The 16,784-nt window shown below is 47.1% G+C and carries 14 protein-coding genes; 10 read left to right on the forward strand and 4 right to left on the reverse strand.

The genetic code is table 11. The features are described 5' to 3' along the window. Nucleotides 1-10 precede the first annotated feature (10 nt). Complete coding sequence (locus ACTTJF_RS06460) at nucleotides 11-922, reverse strand: AEC family transporter (protein ID WP_315015178.1); 912 nt, start codon at nucleotides 920-922, stop codon at nucleotides 11-13. 145 nt (nucleotides 923-1,067) lie between these two features. On the opposite strand from ACTTJF_RS06460, the gene ACTTJF_RS06465 reads away from it, so the two are divergent. The 3 genes from ACTTJF_RS06465 to ACTTJF_RS06475 are packed head-to-tail and all read left to right on the forward strand — an operon-like array spanning nucleotide 1,068 to nucleotide 5,571. Then, complete coding sequence (locus tag ACTTJF_RS06465) at nucleotides 1,068-2,279, forward strand: efflux RND transporter periplasmic adaptor subunit (protein WP_442551259.1); 1,212 nt, start codon at nucleotides 1,068-1,070, stop codon at nucleotides 2,277-2,279. An 18-nt stretch (nucleotides 2,280-2,297) separates the two neighbouring features. Next, nucleotides 2,298-4,226 carry a MacB family efflux pump subunit gene (locus ACTTJF_RS06470; RefSeq protein ID WP_442551279.1) on the forward strand — a complete coding sequence of 643 codons (1,929 nt, stop codon included), beginning with the start codon at nucleotides 2,298-2,300 and terminating at the stop codon, nucleotides 4,224-4,226. 1 nt (nucleotide 4,227) lies between these two features. Beyond that, nucleotides 4,228-5,571 (forward strand): TolC family protein, encoded by a 1,344-nt coding sequence (locus tag ACTTJF_RS06475; protein WP_442551260.1) that lies wholly within the window; start codon nucleotides 4,228-4,230, stop codon nucleotides 5,569-5,571. 105 nt (nucleotides 5,572-5,676) lie between these two features. Here ACTTJF_RS06475 and ACTTJF_RS06480 read toward each other — a convergent pair whose 3' ends face one another. Continuing rightward, entirely contained in the window at nucleotides 5,677-6,369 is a 693-nt protein-coding gene (locus ACTTJF_RS06480; protein ID WP_442551261.1) for a CorA family divalent cation transporter, read from the reverse strand. A 9-nt stretch (nucleotides 6,370-6,378) separates the two neighbouring features. Beyond that, nucleotides 6,379-7,515, reverse strand: a complete 1,137-nt coding sequence (gene tgt / locus ACTTJF_RS06485) for a tRNA guanosine(34) transglycosylase Tgt (protein WP_442551262.1) — start codon at nucleotides 7,513-7,515, stop codon at nucleotides 6,379-6,381. 35 nt (nucleotides 7,516-7,550) lie between these two features. On the opposite strand from tgt, the gene ACTTJF_RS06490 reads away from it, so the two are divergent. Genes ACTTJF_RS06490 through ACTTJF_RS06520 form a run of 7 tightly spaced genes read left to right on the forward strand, consistent with a single transcriptional unit; the run spans nucleotide 7,551 to nucleotide 15,770 of the window. Beyond that, entirely contained in the window at nucleotides 7,551-8,954 is a 1,404-nt protein-coding gene (locus ACTTJF_RS06490; protein WP_122862887.1) for a COG3400 family protein, read from the forward strand. A 33-nt stretch (nucleotides 8,955-8,987) separates the two neighbouring features. Further along, a complete protein-coding gene (gene aroB, locus ACTTJF_RS06495; RefSeq protein ID WP_442551263.1) occupies nucleotides 8,988-10,025 on the forward strand; it encodes a 3-dehydroquinate synthase in 1,038 nt (345 codons plus the stop codon). Continuing rightward, nucleotides 10,022-11,608: a mechanosensitive ion channel domain-containing protein gene (locus tag ACTTJF_RS06500; RefSeq protein WP_442551264.1), complete on the forward strand. Its 1,587-nt coding sequence runs from the start codon at nucleotides 10,022-10,024 to the stop codon at nucleotides 11,606-11,608. Before aroB ends, ACTTJF_RS06500 begins: the two co-directional genes overlap by 4 nt. Beyond that, entirely contained in the window at nucleotides 11,605-12,894 is a 1,290-nt protein-coding gene (gene mtaB, locus ACTTJF_RS06505) for a tRNA (N(6)-L-threonylcarbamoyladenosine(37)-C(2))-methylthiotransferase MtaB (RefSeq protein WP_442551265.1), read from the forward strand. The genes ACTTJF_RS06500 and mtaB overlap by 4 nt, the downstream gene beginning before the upstream one ends. Further along, on the forward strand, nucleotides 12,881-14,548 hold the full coding sequence (locus ACTTJF_RS06510; protein WP_442551266.1) for an AAA family ATPase: 1,668 nt from the start codon (nucleotides 12,881-12,883) through the stop codon (nucleotides 14,546-14,548). Before mtaB ends, ACTTJF_RS06510 begins: the two co-directional genes overlap by 14 nt. Before the next feature lie 15 nt (nucleotides 14,549-14,563). Continuing rightward, complete coding sequence (mog, locus tag ACTTJF_RS06515) at nucleotides 14,564-15,103, forward strand: molybdopterin adenylyltransferase (RefSeq protein WP_442551267.1); 540 nt, start codon at nucleotides 14,564-14,566, stop codon at nucleotides 15,101-15,103. A 7-nt stretch (nucleotides 15,104-15,110) separates the two neighbouring features. Continuing rightward, a complete protein-coding gene (locus ACTTJF_RS06520; protein ID WP_442551268.1) occupies nucleotides 15,111-15,770 on the forward strand; it encodes a nitrogen fixation protein NifR in 660 nt (219 codons plus the stop codon). Nucleotides 15,771-15,968: 198 nt separating this feature from the next. Here ACTTJF_RS06520 and ACTTJF_RS06525 read toward each other — a convergent pair whose 3' ends face one another. Continuing rightward, nucleotides 15,969-16,595 (reverse strand): DedA family protein, encoded by a 627-nt coding sequence (locus tag ACTTJF_RS06525; RefSeq protein ID WP_297941027.1) that lies wholly within the window; start codon nucleotides 16,593-16,595, stop codon nucleotides 15,969-15,971. Between the last annotated feature and the right edge of the window lie 189 nt (nucleotides 16,596-16,784).

Genomic DNA, 16,784 nt, shown 5'->3' on the forward strand with positions numbered 1-16,784 from the left:
GAGCGTGAATTTATGCCATCAAACTAAAAACGTACGATAAAAGCGGCAGGCTAATAAAGCTAAACGCCACTCCCACGGCCACGGCGGCGACTGCTAGCTGGCTATCAAGCTCAGCTTTCATGATCATCGCGCTTGCTAGCACCATCGGCGGCATGGCGCACTGCAGGATACCGATCATCCAAATTTGACCGAAATTTACGCCAAAAACTATCGTGACTAATATAAAAATAAAAGGCGCTAGCAACATCTTGCCTGCGATTACCACTGCGGTTGATTTATAGCAACTCCTGATACTGCGAAATCCAAGTCCGATGCCGATCGCAAAAAGAGCGACGGGAACGACGCTTTGCGCAAAAAGCGTAAGCGCGTCAAATAGCACCTTTGGAAGCGGAACGCCGCGAAGCAAAAAGCCCAAAATAAGCGCGACGAATGGGGGAAATTTGATCACTTTCATAACGTTTTGCACGAGCGAAACCTTTGCCGGAGCGCCAAAAGCCAGGATAAAAGGCCCAAAAATGCTAATCGGGATCGAGGTGGCTAGCTGATCGTAAAAGATAACTTCGTTCATCGCGTCCTCGCCGAAAAAGCCCTTGATGATAGGCATACCCATAAATACGGTATTTCCAAACATTCCTAACAGTACGGCGCTCACGGTCGTGGCTTTGTTAAATTTTAAAAATTTGCACGCGAAAAATATCGCCGCAGCGCCCAGCATCGAACAGGCAAAACCCGTGGCGATGACGTTGATAAGCGTGGTGTCGATGTTTACGTGGTAAATTTTATCGAAAATCAGCGCCGGAAGAGCGAAACAAAGCGCGTAGTTTATGAATACGGAGGCGTTTTTTTGCTCGAAGACTTTAAATTTTTTCGCCCCGTAACCGGAAGCGATAATGATAAAAATGGATAATAATTGCGTAAACATTTGCGTAATCCGAGTTATAAATTTCAAAAAACCGATTATACGGCGGCTCGCATTAAAGAAAAATAAAATTTAATTGAATTACTTAACATCGCCTTAACGCATTTTTGTATATAATCTCGCGTTAAATTTAAAAAAGTGAGAAATAATGAAAAAACTTATCAAATTTATCGCGGTTTTCGCCGTACTGGCGGGGGCGGGTTACTACTTTTACGATAAAAATTTTAACGTCCCGCAAGTCGATCAGTTTATCACCTCAAAAGCCGTTCGCGGCGAGCTCGTAAAAAGCATCGAGAGTAACGGCGAAATCTACGCTACCGAGCTAATCGACGTAGGCGCGCAGGTAGGCGGCCAGATCAAAAAGCTCTACGTAAAGCTCGGCGACGTCGTAAAAGCCGGCGATATGATAGCAGAAATCGACTCCGCGACTCAGCAAAATAACGTAGATACCAAAAAAGCCCAGCTTGGGATTTACGAAGCGAAGTTAAATTCGGCCAAAGTCGCGCTTGAAATCTCAAAGACCAAATTTAAGCGCGAGCAAGAGCTTTTTGCTAAAAACGCAACCTCAAAAGAGGAGTTTGAAAACGCCAAAAATACCCTAGCCGCAAATGAAGCCTCGCTAAAAGAGATCGAGGCGCAAGTCGCGCAGGCTAAAATCTCTTTAAACACCGCTCAGATCGATCTTGGCTACACTAAAATCACGGCTCCAAAAGACGGCGTCGTGGTCTCCGTGCAGGTAGAAGAGGGGCAAACAGTAAACTCAAACCAAACTACGCCAACTATCGTAAATATCGCCGATCTAAGCAAAGTGCTACTAAAAATGGAGATCGCCGAGGGCGACATAACTAAAATCAAAGTCGGCTCAAAAGTCGAATACTCGATACTATCCGAGCCGAATCGTAAATTTTACGCTCGGATAAGTTCGATTGATCCCGGTCTAACCACGCTAAGTAACGGCAAATACAAAACTACCTCAAGCTCGGGCTCTACTACCTCAAGCTCTAGCAGCTCGGCGATCTACTACTACGCTAAGGCCGTGGTAGATAATCCTGACGGCACGCTAAGGATCGGTATGACTACGCAAAACACCGTCATCCTAGATAGCGCTAAAGACGCCGTCATAGTGCCCTCAATAGCGGTCAAAAACGAAGAGGGCAAAAGCGTAGTCTACGTGCTAAAAAGAGACGAGAACGGACTGGAAACGGCCGAGCGAAGAGAGGTGCAAACGGGACTAATCGATAGCCTAAAAACTCAAATTTTAAGCGGAGTAGAGGAGGGCGAGGAGGTCGTAACGAAGCAAAACTCGGCGGCTGAAATCAGCGAAATGCTCGAAAAAGAAAAAAGAAGAATGAAGTTCTAAGGCTAAGTCTTGAAAAATTTGATAGAACTTAAAAATTTAAGCAAGAAATTTAAACTCGGCGATAACGTATTTGACGCGCTAAAGGACGTAAATTTAACCATAAAAAAGGGCGAGTTTATCGCTATCATCGGTCAAAGCGGCTCGGGTAAATCTACGCTAATGAATATCCTTGGCTGCCTAGATAATCCAAGCGGCGGGCAGTATCTGCTAGAAGAGCGCGACATATCTAAATTTGAAGGCGACGAGCTGGCGCGTTTACGCAGAGAAAAATTCGGCTTTATATTTCAGCGCTATAACCTTTTATCTACCCTAACTACGCTGCAAAACGTGGCTTTGCCTAGCGTGTATGCGGGCGTTTCTAAAAAAGAGCGAGAGAAAAAGGCCGGCGAGCTTTTAGAGGGGCTCGGTCTTGGCGAAAAGCTGCAAAATTTGCCTAGCAAACTTAGCGGCGGACAGCAGCAGCGAGTCTCGATCGCTAGAGCGCTCATAAACGGCGGCGAGATCATCCTAGCAGACGAGCCGACGGGTGCGCTAGATAGCAAAAGCGGCCTCATGGTGATGGAAATTTTAACTAATTTGCACAAGCAAGGCCACACCATCATCATCGTCACGCACGACCCAAATATCGCCGCATACGCAAACCGCGTCATCGAGATAAAAGACGGTAAAATTTTGAGCGATACGGTAAAAAGCGAGGAAATTTTCGCCTCCGAAAAACCTAGCCCAAAGCGTAAAAATATCTTTAGCTTTTACAAAGATCAGTTTATCGAGAGCTTTAAAATGTCGATAAACGCGATCCTTAGCCACAAACTTCGCTCGGTGCTAACGATGCTTGGCATCATCATCGGCATCACTTCGGTCATCTGCGTCGTAGCGCTAGGGCAGGGCTCGCAGGAGCAGATACTCTCCGATATCCGCGGTATCGGTACAAACACGATCGATATCCTAAACGGCAAGGGTTTTGGCGATATGCGCTCGGAGCGAGTGAAAAACCTAACCGTGAGCGACGCGGCAATGCTATCTAAGCAAGACTATCTAGATAGCGTCACGCCAAACGCCTCCGCTAGCGGCACGCTCACCTACGGCAACAAGTCAGCCTCGGCTACGATCAGGGGCGGCAGCGAGGAGAGCCTAAACGTGATGGGCTACAAGGTTGAGGCCGGGCGGGTATTTACAGCCCAAGAGGTCGCAGAGTCGGCGTCCGTGATCGTGATAGATCAGCCCACCAGGGAGCAGTTTTTTGCAGGCGAAGATCCGCTGGGCAAGACCGTGCTTTTTAACAAACGCCCATTTAGAATCATCGGCGTAGTAGCTAAAAACGACAATATGTTCGCAGACTCCAGCACTCTGCGCACGTTTTCTACCTATACCGCGGTCATAAACAAACTAACCGGCGATAGGCACCTGTCATCTATCACGGTTAAGGTAAAAGACAGCGTAAACGCGCAGATCGCAGAGCAGAGTCTAACGGAAATTTTAACCGCAAAGCACGGCAAAAAGGACTTTTTCACCAGAAACTCCGATACGATCAAAAAGACGATCGAGGAGACTACGAGGACTATGACGCTGCTGATCTCTTGTATCGCTTTTATCTCGCTACTAGTGGGCGGTATCGGCGTGATGAACATCATGCTAGTTTCCGTAACCGAGCGCACCAAAGAGATTGGCATCAGGATGGCGATCGGCGCGCGTCAGGGAAATATCCTCGAGCAGTTTTTGATCGAGGCGGTGCTGCTATGCCTCATCGGCGGACTCATCGGCGTCGGAACGGCCTTTGGTATCGGCTATCTAACGGAAAATTTCGCGCCCGATATAAAGATGATATTTTCGCAGACCTCTATCGTGGTCGCGCTTGCGGTTTCTAGCGCGATAGGCGTGATATTTGGCTACATGCCCGCTCGCAGCGCCTCAAAGCTAAATCCGATCGACGCTCTAACAAGGGAATAAAATGAAAAAAATCTCCATAATCCTAGCCGCCTTTTTGCTCGGCGGCTGCGCGGTAACGCAGATAAACGAAAACTACGAGCAAATTTTGCTAAAAGAGGACGCAAGCGCCGATATAAAAATAAACCGCGAGTGGTGGACGGGCTACGGCGAAGCGCGCCTAAACGAGCTAATCGGCCTCGCGCTAAAAAATAATATAGATCTGGCAAAATCGGCCGTCGCGGTAAATAAAGCCCTAGCTCAAGCAGGCGTCTTGCAGGCTGATCTCGTGCCTAGCTTTAACGCAAATTTGGGCGCGGAAACGGGGAAAAATATAAAAACGGGCGGCAGCTGGAATGAGAGCTATAAAAGCGGCATCTCGCTAAGCTACGAGATCGATCTGTGGCGCAAGCTCGCAAACTCCGCAGACGCCGCCATGTGGGAGGTAAATGCGACAAAATACGACCTAGAGGCCGCCAGACTCGCGCTCATTAACTCCGTCGCGGATGCGTATTTTGAAGCGAAATATCAAAAAGAGAGCATAAACCTATATGAAAAAACGCTAAAAAACTACGAAGAGTTAGAAGCCATCATAAAGGCTAAATTTGAGCTTGGCAAAGAAGAAGAGCTAAGCCTAAAACAGGTCAAAAGCTCGGTAATTTCGGCTAAAAATAGAATTTTAAACGCTGGCAAGAGCCTTGACGCGGCGGAAAAAACGCTAAGAAATCTGCTAAACGTTAGGCCCGAGTTTGATTTAAATTTGAGCGGAAATTTGAGCGATATCCAGCCGCAGGGCATAAATTTAAACGTGCCGCTTTACGTTATCGGCGCGCGTCCTGATTTGCAAGCCGCGATCTCGCGTATCAAAGAGGCGCTTTTAGGAGTTAAGGTTAGCGAAAAGAACTTCTATCCAAGCATCACGGTAGGCGCAGGTCTTAGCGGTAGCGGCGATAGCGCGAGCGAGGGGCTTAAGCTAAATTTCTTAAGCGGAAATATCGCGATAAATTTGCCGTTTTTAAACTACTCCAAGCTTAAATCAAAGCTAAAAATCTCCGAGCTTGAGTTTGAAACGATGAAGCTAAACTACGCACAGACGCTAACGACCGCGCTAAACGAGATCGACGCCGGCTATAAAAATCTGCAAAAAGACGAGGCTGTTTTGCGAAATTTAAACGAAAATTTGCGAAATCTAAGCTCTATCAGCGACATATATAAGCTCAAATACGACTACGGCAAAACCGAGCTAAAAAACTATCTGGAGGCTCAAAATTCGCTGCTTGAAGGCTGGATCAGCCTGCTAGCTCAAAAATATAAAATTTTGCAAGACGAAATCGGTATCTATAAAGCGACGGCGGGAAAGGCGGAGTAAATTTGACTATGCTGCGCGCCTGATTTACGTTTTTTTGGGTGCGTTAAATTTGCGGCGAATTTGGCGGCTAGTTAAATTTAGCTAGCCGCAAATGACCTTGCAAATTTACTCGCGCCGTTTGCCTAGAAAATAAAACAGTCCCGCTAGCGTCGCAAAAACCGCAAGCATAGATCCGGCGACGATCGCCGTGCCGTTTTGAAAGCCGTTTAAAAACATCCCGTTCGTATTCATCCCAAAAAATCCCGTGATAAAATTTAGCGGCAAAAATAGCGCCGAAAGTAGCGTCAGGATATAGATATTTCGGTTTATTTTGTCGTTTTTTAGGCTCTGTATATGCGCGTAGATATCGTCTATCCTAGCGGCGTTTTCGCAGGCTGCGTTTTTTAGCACGCCGGCTTCGTAGACGTAGTTTTTGAGCTGCTTTTTTAGCTCGGGCCTTTCGTTTTGACAGATCGCCAGAGCCTCGTAAAAGTGTGAAATTTTGTTTTGAAATTTGCGTATTTCGTATTTTAAGACCGCGTGCTTTTTTATAAATTTAGTAAAATCCCTCTTGCCTGCGTAAATTTTCTCATAGCTTTCAAGCTGGGCGGAGTGCTCGGCGATCTTGGCGCGAAACTCACTCGTTATCTTTTTTACTACGCGGATAAACTCCTCCGCTCCGCCCTCGCTGCCGTCCTGGGCGTAAATTTTGTCATCTTTAAAGATAAATTTATAGTTTTGTTCGCTACCGTCCGTGACGAGATAGACGTACTCGCACTCCTCGTCGTAAAAGTACCCCGAGATATCGCGCTCGCTCACGGTTTTGCCTTATATGCTCGGCGCGTCTTTACCGCGTTTGGCGTAGAAATTTCGCCTAAATTTTTCAAATTCGCCGACCATTATCGCTTCTCTCATCTGCCGCATCAAATTTAGATAATAATGCAAGTTATGCAAGCTCGCTAGTCGGAAAAACGTCAGCTCGCCCGCTCGGTATAGGTGGCTAAGATAGGCGCGCGAGTAGTTTTGGCACGCGTAGCAGTCGCACTGGGGATCTATCGGAGCGCGGTCGGTGGCAAATCTCGCAGACTTGATATTTATCTTACCGAAACTCGTAAATAGCGTGCCGTTGCGCGCATTTCGCGTCGGCATTACGCAGTCAAACATATCCACGCCGCGAGCTACGTTTTCTACGAGGTCTTCTGGAGTGCCTACGCCCATGAGATAGCGCGGACGCGCCGCGTCGATGTATGGCATCACGGCCTGCACGGTGTCGTACATCTCTTGGTTGCTTTCGCCTACGCTAAGACCGCCGATGGCAAGGCCGTCAAAGGGCATCTCGCACAGCGCTTCGGCGCAAAATTTACGCGCCGCCTCGTCGGTGCCGCCTTGGATTATGCCGAATATATTTTGCGTGAGGCCTTCGCCTTTACTTTGCTTAAATTTATGATAATCTATCGCCTCGCGCGCCCATTTTATCGTGCGTTTTATGCTTAGCTCCACGCGCTTTTTTTCAGCCGGGAGCGCGACTAGGTCGTCTAGGATCATCATAATGTCGGAGTTTAGGTCGTACTGGGTATCTAGCACCGAGCGCGGCGTGAAATAGTGCGCGCTGCCGTCGATGTGGCTTTTAAATTTGATACCATTTTCATCTGGTTTTGAGATTTTGCTTAGCGAAAAGGCCTGAAAGCCACCGCTATCGGTTAAAAACGAGCGGTTAAATTTGGTAAAGCCGTGCAGGCCGCCGAGCTCTTTTACGACCTTACTGCCGGGGCGCAGGTAGAGGTGATAGGTGTTGCCTAGGATGATTTGGGCATCTAAAATCTGCATCATATCCACGGCGTCTAGGCTTTTTACGGCGCCGACGGTACCCACAGGCATAAACACGGGCGTTTTGATCGTCGAGTGAGCGGTGATTAGCGTGCCCGCGCGCGCCGCACCGTCCGTTTTATCTATACTAAAAGTCATTTTGATATAATAGTCCCTTTAAATTTGGAGTTTTAATGAAAAATATCTTGATAGTTGCGGACGGCATTGTAGCGAAACATTTCTTAGAAAGACTATTCGTAAGCAGAAGCAGCACGCATCATTACGTAGTTATCGCTTGCGGAGACGAGGATTACTCGGACGTAAATTTAGAAAATTTTACCTTTTACCGGTTTGATCCGACGAGCCTTGATAGACTGAGGCAAGTAGCCAGCGGCTATTTTAGCCAGTTTATGATAATGCTAAAAGACGGCTTTGATACGGTCAGCGTCTATAATAACCTGCGTCAAATCAGCAAAAAAACGGAAATTTTGATGCTTGATCTTTGGGGGCTTGGTGGACTGGAGGACGACTCGCACCTAACGGTCTTGGACGCGCGAGCGGTGCTAACGGCTAGGCTTATGGATTTTTTACCGGACATCCCCGTCGTAGCCGATAATCTAGGCCTTGGCAAGGGCGAGATAATGGAAGTAAAGGTGCCCGTAGGAAGCTCTTTCATGTACCGCCACATAAGCTCCATAACGCAGAAAAAATGGCGCATCGCGATGATTTATCGCGGCTCAAATTTCATGATCGCAAAGCCAAATTTAATGATCCTGCCCGGCGACGTTTTGCTGATAGTGGGCGAACCAAGCGTGCTTTTAAGCGTATTTAGAAGCGTAAAAAAAGAAACGGGGCAGTTTCCAAACCCGTTTGGGCATAATATTTATCTGTTTTTAGACATGAAAAAGATGGGCGAAAAGCTGTGCATAAGGCTGCTTGAGCAGAGTCTAAAACTGCACGAAAAGCTAAACAATAGGCGCCTTTTCGTCAAGGTCGTAAATCCTGCGCTAAATTTAGCCTACGAAAGGCTAAAATCCGTAAACGACGAGATGGCGACGGTGATGTTTGATTATTTCGGAGGCGGAGTAGGGCAGATAAAAGACGATGTTTTTAAAAACGACGTCGGGCTAGTGGTGACGGACAATAAATTTTTCGCCGCGCACAAAAGGCTGCTTTTCGAGCTAAAAAAACCAGTCGCCGCCATCGGTAAAAGCGACATCGACGAGATCAAAAAGGGCGTGGTGCTAAGTAGCGGTTTTGGCGACGAGATAGAGAGCCAATCAGCCGTCATCATGGACTGCTGCTCGCAGCTTGATATGCCGATCACGCTTTATCACTTTGGCCGAAACGGCGCAGACGAGGAGATGGAGGAACATTTTGATAGTTTAGCTAAGATTTTCGGGCGTAAGATCGAGGTCGTCGAGGACAAAAACTCAAATCCGATTTTAAGGCTAAAAAAAGAGCGAAATTTGCTCCAGTTCGTACCGTTTACGAAAAAGATCAGCAAAAAAGACGCCTTTGCGGCGTTTTCAAACGACATGAACCGTCTGTACTCGCGCCTTAGCGATAACTATCAAATTTTTATACCGATAAATTAGGCTATTTTGGATAAAATAAAAGCGGAGAATAAGATGAAAATAGATATAAAATTTGACGGCAAGCCAGGCTACGGCGTCTATATAAACGAGCTAAAAGAGCTTAAATTTGACGCTAAAGTCGCAATCGTGACCAACGCAAAGGTAGGCGGGCTTTATCTGCAAAATTTACTCTCGCGCATCGACTGTCCGCAAAAATTCATCATCAGCGTCCCAGACGGCGAAGAGTATAAAAATATGCAAACTATCGAGGCGATTTTAGAGCAGCTTTTTGTCAGCCGCATTGACCGCAGTAGCGTGATCATCGCGCTTGGCGGCGGCGTAGTGAGCGATATGGCGGGCTTTGCGGCGAGCATTTTTGAGCGCGGGATCAAATTTATAAACATCCCCACGACTCTGCTGGCCCAAGTAGATGCTAGCGTAGGCGGAAAAACGGGCGTAAATAACAAATTCGGCAAAAATCTAATCGGCTCGTTTTATCAACCTAGCGCCGTTTACTGCGAAACTGAATTTTTAAAAACGCTTGAAAAGCGCGAATTTACAGCGGGACTTGCAGAAGCGGCAAAGATGGCGATAACCTTTGACGAAAATCTATTTTCGTGGATGGGGAGCGCAAATTTGACGGATGAGGCGAATTTGCAAAATTTGATCTACCGCTGCGTGCAGATAAAAGCCGCCGCCGTAGAGGCCGACGAGCGCGAAAAGGGCGTGCGCGCGGTGCTAAACTACGGGCACACCTTCGCTCACGTGATAGAAAACGAAACGAACTATAAAAAGTATCTACACGGCGAGGCGGTGGCGATTGGCATGAATATGGCTAACGCGCTAGCGGTGAAGCTTGGCCTCATGAGCGAAGAGCAAAAGGCGCGCGTGGCGGAGCTTTTAGTCAAATTTGATTTGCCGATAAGCTACAAGGTGTCAGACGCAAGTAGCTTTTACGAGGCGTTTTTCCTTGATAAAAAGGCGGAAAACTCAGCGATCAAATTTATCCTGCCGCGAGGTATCGGCGCATACGAGATACGAAAAGACGTGCCGCGCGAGCTCGTGATGGACGTTTTAAGAGAGTTTGAATGAGAAAAATTTTATTTATTTTATTTTTTGCGATCTTTGCCCATGCGCTAGATGATATACCTAGCGATTTTAACGGGACAAAAGAAGCCCAGCTATCCGAGCTAAACGCATCTTTGGCCTTTATCGAGGACGAGCTAGCAGATAACATCTGGGCGACTCGCTACTCAAACTACAACACCTTTCAAAAGCTAAGCGCGGAGCTCGACGAAATCGAAGCTGCGATAAAAAAACAGGCTAAAAATACCGAAAAAGTACTCGAGCTACAAAAAAAGCAAAGCACGCTAAAAGAGCAGATCGAGCTTTTAAGGGAGTTTCAAAAAGCGCCATTTTCTAGCATGATAACGGCTCCCGAGATAGAAATTTTACAAAAGATAACCAATCCCGTCGCCGTGATCTCGGGTTTTTCGCATATAAAGCAGCTTAGAAGCGAAAAAGACGAGTACAAGCGCCGACTAGACGGGCTTTCTAAGACGACCGATGAACTGGCTAGAAAAGAGCAAATTTTAACCCAGATCGTAAATTTGAGCGACGACGCGCGCTTTCAAGCGGAGCTTGCCGAGGCTAGGCAGGAGCTAGCGGAATTTAACGCCGCGGCCGACATCGCAAAGACAACCTACGGCGTGTATGAAAAGCGCGTAAACGAGGCGATAAACCGCACTAGCGAGGACATCAAGGCGCAGATGAAAAAGGCGCTTGACATCGGTATATTTATCGTGGTCGTGATCGGGCTTTCGTTTTTGTTCAAATTTATCATCAAAAAGACGATCACCGACAACGAGCGCCTCTATACGGCGAATAAATTTATAAATCTCGTAAACATCACGCTCATCATCATGATCTTGCTTTTTGCCTATATCGAAAACGTGACCTATCTAGTTACGGTGCTGGGCTTTGCGTCTGCCGGTATCGCTATCGCGATGAAAGATATGTTCATGAGTATGCTCGGCTGGACGGTGGTGGTTTTTGGCGGTAGTTTCCACGTCGGCGACCGCATAAAGGTACGCAAAGACGGAGAGGACGTCGTGGGCGACATCATCGACATTTCGCTGCTTAGGATGACTATTTACGAGGACGTTACGATCGTGACTGTAAACTCAAATCGCAGGGCGGGGCGAATTATATTCGTGCCAAATAACTATATCTTCACCGATCTAATCGCAAACTACTCGCACCACGGCATGAAGACCGTCTGGGACGGTATCGACGTTGTTTGCAGCTTTGAATCAAATCACAAAAAAGCCGCTCACATCATCAAAGATATCGCGCGAAAATACTCAAAAGGCTACACGGAAATCGCCAAAAAACAAATGAGCAAGCTACGAAATCAATACAGCATCAAAAATCCAAACGTCGAGCCGCGCGTGTTTACCTTTATCGAGCCTTACGGTGTGAAAATTTCGGTCTGGTATATGGCAAACACCTTCGCCACGCTATCTTTGCGAAGCACGATAAGCGCGGAGATCATGGAGGCTATAGCTAGCCACGACGACATCGTGATAGCCTATCCTACGCAGACCGTTTACATGGATAGACGGGTAAAAGCAGGCGAGTCAAAGCCGATAGGCGAAGGCGGCGAGGAAATATGAAATCAAGCTCAAATTTGACCCCGCAAGAGCCGCGCCGAGAGAAGGTATTTTTTAAAACCTTCGGCTGCCGCACGAACATCTACGACACCGAGCTGATGAAAAGCTACGTCAAAGACTACGATATCGTTAGCGACGAAAACGAAGCAGACATCGTAGTGGTAAACTCCTGCACGGTCACAAACTCCGCAGATAGCGGCGCGCGCAGCTATATAAACGGCATAAAAAAGCGTGGCGCTAGAGTAATACTAACTGGCTGCGGCGCGGTGAGTAAGGGTAAGGAGCTGTTTAACAAAAGCGCGGTTTTCGGCGTGATAGGCGCGAGTAAAAAAGAGGATATAAACGCGCTGCTAAAGTCGCAAGATCCGTTTTTCGAGCTGGGAAATTTAAAAAGTATCGACAAAAATATCGTAACGAACTACGAAAATCACACCAAAGCCTTTATCAAGATCCAAGAGGGCTGCGACTTTGCCTGCAGTTACTGCATCATCCCCGCCGTTCGCGGCAAGGCGCGCAGTATGGATGAGGAAGCGATTTTAAAAGAGGCCAAAATTTTAGCCTACAACGGCTACAACGAGCTAGTGCTAACTGGCACAAACATCGGCAGCTATGGCAAGGATACGGGCTCAAGCCTAGGCCGCTTGCTAGGCAGGCTCGGTAAAATAGGCGGCATAAAGCGCATAAGGCTAGGCAGTATAGAGCCTAGCCAGATAGACGAGAGCTTTCGCGAGATTTTAAAAGAGAGCTGGCTAGAGCGGCATCTGCACATCGCGCTTCAGCATACGAGCGAGGCGATGCTGCGCATCATGAGGCGGCGCAATCAAGCCTTTAGGGATTTGGAACTGTTTTTGGAGCTTAGCCAGATGGGCTTTGCGCTAGGAACCGACTACATCGTGGGGCATCCTGGCGAGAGCGAGGAGATCTGGAGCGAGGCGCTGGTAAATTTTAAAAAATTTCCGCTCACGCATCTGCACTGCTTTGCATATTCGCCGCGAACCGGTACGCACTCGGCGGATATGAAAATGGACGTTAGCGGCGACGTAGCGAAGGCTAGGCTTAAAATTTTAAAGCAAATCGTAGCGGAAAATAATTTTGAATTTAGGCAAGAGCACGCTAAAAAAGGCGGGAGCCTAAACGTACTCGTCGAGCAGCTAAACGGCGAATTTTACGAAGGTTTCGATCAGTTTTATAACAAAGTAAAAATCAAAACGGATAAGCAAATTTTAAAAGAGTGGGCGGTCATAGATAAATTTGAAGTAAAAAGCGAGGGCGACTATGCACAAATTTAAGCTAAATAAACAAAAGATCATCGTGATTTTGACGGCTATTTTGGCGGTTTTGCTAGCCGTTGCGGTAGGCAGAAGCCAGCCTAAAAATATAATGTACGAAAGCTACGAAAAGCTGCTAGAGGGCGACATGATCGCAAGCGCGACCGTAAACGGCGGCGAGCTGGAGCTCACGACTAAGGGCGGCAACAAATACATCATCGTAAAAGACGGCGTGGACATGCGCACTCTGGTGCAAAAAGTGCCCGTCGATCTAAAAAAAGAGACGCCCGTGCTGGATGAAATTTTAGCCGTGCTAGCGCTGCTTGCTATCTGTTTTGCGGGGCTTGCGGTTTATGCAAGATTTAAAAAACAAAGACTCGCCGCTCAAAACGAAAATCAAAAAGCAAACGTCTACGAATATGACAATGCCGCCGCTAGCTCGGTTGCTCCTGCTATCTCAAACGTCAAATTTGACGACGTGGCTGGTATAAAGGACGTTAAATTTGAGCTAAGCGAGATAGTGGATTTTCTAAAAAATCCGACGAAATATAAAAAATTCGGCATCAAAATGCCAAAAGGCGTGCTGATGGTCGGGCCTCCCGGAGTGGGCAAGACGCTAGTAGCAAAGGCCGTCGCGGGCGAGGCGGGAGTACCGTTTTTTTACCAAAGCGGCGCGAGTTTCGTGCAAATTTACGTCGGTATGGGCGCAAAACGCGTGCATGAGCTATTTTTAAAGGCTAAAACATATGCGCCCTCTATCATCTTTATCGACGAGATCGACGCCGTGGGCAAGGTACGCGGCGGTAATCGAAACGACGAGCGCGAGGCTACGCTAAATCAGCTACTGACCGAGATGGACGGCTTTGAGGATAACTCGGGCGTCATCGTGATCGCCGCGACCAACCGCATCGAGATGATAGACGAGGCGCTACTGCGCTCGGGGCGATTTGATAGGCGAATTTTTCTTTCGATGCCTGATTTTGCCGATAGGGTCGAGATTTTAAAATCCTATCTAAAAGATAAAAACACGAGCGTAGAGGCTCAGGACGTGGCGCGTATCAGCGTCGGCTTTAGCGGGGCGGCGCTTTCTACGCTGGTAAATGAAGCCGCGATAAATGCACTAAGACGCGGCGGCGAGATAATCGAATTTAGCGATTTTGAAAGCGTTTTAAACAAAGTCCTGCTCGGTAAAAAGAGGATTTTAAGCTACAACGACGAGGAAAAGCGCATCCAAGCGCTATATCAGGGCGCAAAGGCCTTGGCGGCGTATTGGTTTGGGATAGAATTTGAAAAAATTTCGCTCGTCGAGGAGCAGTTTATGCGTCCGGAGCGAGAGATAGAGTCGCGCTCGCAGATGTTTGCCCGTATCAAGGTCTGTTTGGCAGGTATGAGCGCGCTAAAGATGGTCAAAGACGATACGTTTTCAAACTCCAATGCCGACATCCAAAAGGCCCGCGAGATCGCGCAAAATATGGTCTTTGAGTACGGTATGGGGCGTACCCTTACGCCAAGTGCGGCGGAGGCCGAGGAGCTACTGCAAGAGGCATACGCCGAAGTCGGGACGTTTCTAGCGGGGATGAAAACGCAGCTGGAGCGCATCAGCGAATATATAGAAATTTACGAGAGTATAGATAAAGACGCGCTTAGCAGGATAATAAAAGAGTATTACAACTAAATTTAAGGAGAAAAAATGAAAGCGAAAATCGGCATATTGACGCTGAGCGACCGTGCTAGCGAGGGCAAATACGACGATCTATCGGGCGCGGCGATAAAAGAGGTTTTAGACGGCTGGATAAAAAGCGAGCGCGAGTATTTTTACGAGGTGATACCTGACGAGATCGAACTCATAAAAGAGCGCCTAAAGCATATGATAGACGTGCTAGGCTGCGATCTGGTGCTAACTACAGGCGGCACGGGACCGGCTCCTCGCGACGTGACGCCCGAGGCAACCGAGGCCGTGTGCGAAAAGATGATGCCCGGCTTTGGCGAGCTAATGCGCGCAACTAGCCTAAAATACGTCCCCACCGCGATTCTATCGCGCCAAACCGCAGGTATTAGAGGGCACGCGCTCATCGTAAATTTACCCGGCCAGCCAAAGGCGATCAGAGAGTGCCTAGAGCCCGTATTTCCTGCGATCCCGTACTGCATCGACCTGATCGGCGGCGCATTTATCGAGACCGACGAGAGCGTGATGAAGGTCTTTCGCCCGAAACAAAAGAAAATTTCATGATCCACGCGTGCTAAACTTTTTTGAAAATATAAATTTAAGAGCTACGAGGCTGCTTGAGGGCTACTATTCGCTCTTTTGCGGCCTATTTGTGCTTTGCGTCGGCGTTTACGGGCTCGCACTCGTTTTTAGGGTCGAGTGGCTTTTATTTGCCTCTAGCGCTTTTGTCTACGCGTGCTTTGTCCTGCTTGCGTTTCGTTCGCTTTTTTGGTTTGTTTTGAGCCTGATTTTTTCGCCCGCTTTTGCTATAGTCGTACGTGAGCGTTACGATGAAAATTTATTTTTAGACGTGGTTTTTGCGCTTATTTGGATACTTTGCTGGCTATTTTTATCGCTAGCCGTTAGTGAAAATATCTCAAAACTCGGCAACGAAATCGTATCTAAAATTTTACGCATCGCCGCGCTTTTTGCAGTGATCGGCGTTTATTATATCAGTATCGAAAATAGCTTAAATTTACAAGCTATTTTACAGCATACCGTTGCGCTTCGTATCGTGCTTATCGCAATAAACATCTACATGTTTCCTTCCCTTGTTGCGCTTTTAGCGCTTGATTTGCGCGGGTATTATTTGAAAAATAAAGACGCAAAAACGGCTAAATTTTCATTTTTTAATTTCACCAAAGAAGCTTTAAAAGTAATCAAATTTATTGCTTTAAGGCGTAAAATTTGAACACATAAACTATTTATACAGTCTCTAAAAAATGCTATTTTTTTGTAAATTTGAGAGATAAAAAACGCTCTGTTGCTTTTTGATTAATAGCGGTGAAGTTAAAATTTTAATGTTTTTGCAGTTAAATTTGATAAAGCAGAGCTTACAACGTAAAGCCGAATTTTAATTTCGGCTTTACCGGCTGGTTTGCTCGGCGGTTTATTCTAGTTCTTTTGCGCCGATTTTTGATTTTTTGCTTAGGCGTTTTACGTAAACAATATAAAGCGCAGTGAGAAGGCCTACTGCGGCGAGTAGGGCGACCACGATATGGCTAAACGCGCTCTTGTCGTAGTTTTTGCCTAGATACCAGCCCACTGCAAGTAGTATAGCGACCCAGATGCCAGCACCCAGAGTCGTGTAGAGGCTAAATTTAAAAAGATTCATCTTAGCAAGGCCCGCCGGCAGGCTGATGTACTGGCGGATGCCCGGGATCAGGCGGCAGTTAAAGGTCGAAATCTCGCCGTGCCTTTTGAAAAACGCCTCGAATTTTCGCATTTTTACCTTTGTGATGCCGACGTATTTGCCATATTTTAGCACGAGTTCGCGCCCGAAAAAGTAGCACAGATAGTAGTTAAACACGGCTCCTGCGAGGCTACCTGCCGTGCCGGCACACCACGCTAGCACTAGGCTCATTTGTCCCTGATGCGCTAGATATCCCGCCGGGATCATCGCCACTTCGCTTGGAAACGGGAAAAACGAACTCTCTAAAAACATCATCAAAAATATGCCCGCATATCCCCACTCGCCGACGGTTTGGACGATGAAATTTATAAAATCGCCTAGCATTTTTCTCCTTAAATTTAAAATTATGATTTTAGCAAACTACGTTAAATTTTTAGCTTTAGGCGGCTGCAAAACAAATTTGTCGGTGCGAGGGACGAGTGCTAGATAGGATTAAATTTTACATTTTTGGTTAGCTTTAGGACGGGTAAAACAGCGCGTAGCGGTTAAATTTGATTTGTAAATTTAACCGCG

It is taken from the genome of Campylobacter sp., from assembly GCF_052170435.1.
Classification (GTDB): domain Bacteria; phylum Campylobacterota; class Campylobacteria; order Campylobacterales; family Campylobacteraceae; genus Campylobacter_A.

Coding starts and splice junctions, on each gene's coding strand:
- ACTTJF_RS06490 (WP_122862887.1), top strand. CDS start 7,551: ATGAAAAATATCTTGATAGTTGCGGACGGCATTGTAGCGAAACATTTC.
- ACTTJF_RS06460 (WP_315015178.1), bottom strand. CDS start 922: ATGTTTACGCAATTATTATCCATTTTTATCATTATCGCTTCCGGTTAC.
- mtaB (WP_442551265.1), top strand. CDS start 11,605: ATGAAATCAAGCTCAAATTTGACCCCGCAAGAGCCGCGCCGAGAGAAG.
- tgt (WP_442551262.1), bottom strand. CDS start 7,515: ATGACTTTTAGTATAGATAAAACGGACGGTGCGGCGCGCGCGGGCACG.
- ACTTJF_RS06525 (WP_297941027.1), bottom strand. CDS start 16,595: ATGCTAGGCGATTTTATAAATTTCATCGTCCAAACCGTCGGCGAGTGG.
- aroB (WP_442551263.1), top strand. CDS start 8,988: ATGAAAATAGATATAAAATTTGACGGCAAGCCAGGCTACGGCGTCTAT.
- mog (WP_442551267.1), top strand. CDS start 14,564: ATGAAAGCGAAAATCGGCATATTGACGCTGAGCGACCGTGCTAGCGAG.
- ACTTJF_RS06475 (WP_442551260.1), top strand. CDS start 4,228: ATGAAAAAAATCTCCATAATCCTAGCCGCCTTTTTGCTCGGCGGCTGC.
- ACTTJF_RS06500 (WP_442551264.1), top strand. CDS start 10,022: ATGAGAAAAATTTTATTTATTTTATTTTTTGCGATCTTTGCCCATGCG.
- ACTTJF_RS06465 (WP_442551259.1), top strand. CDS start 1,068: ATGAAAAAACTTATCAAATTTATCGCGGTTTTCGCCGTACTGGCGGGG.
- ACTTJF_RS06510 (WP_442551266.1), top strand. CDS start 12,881: ATGCACAAATTTAAGCTAAATAAACAAAAGATCATCGTGATTTTGACG.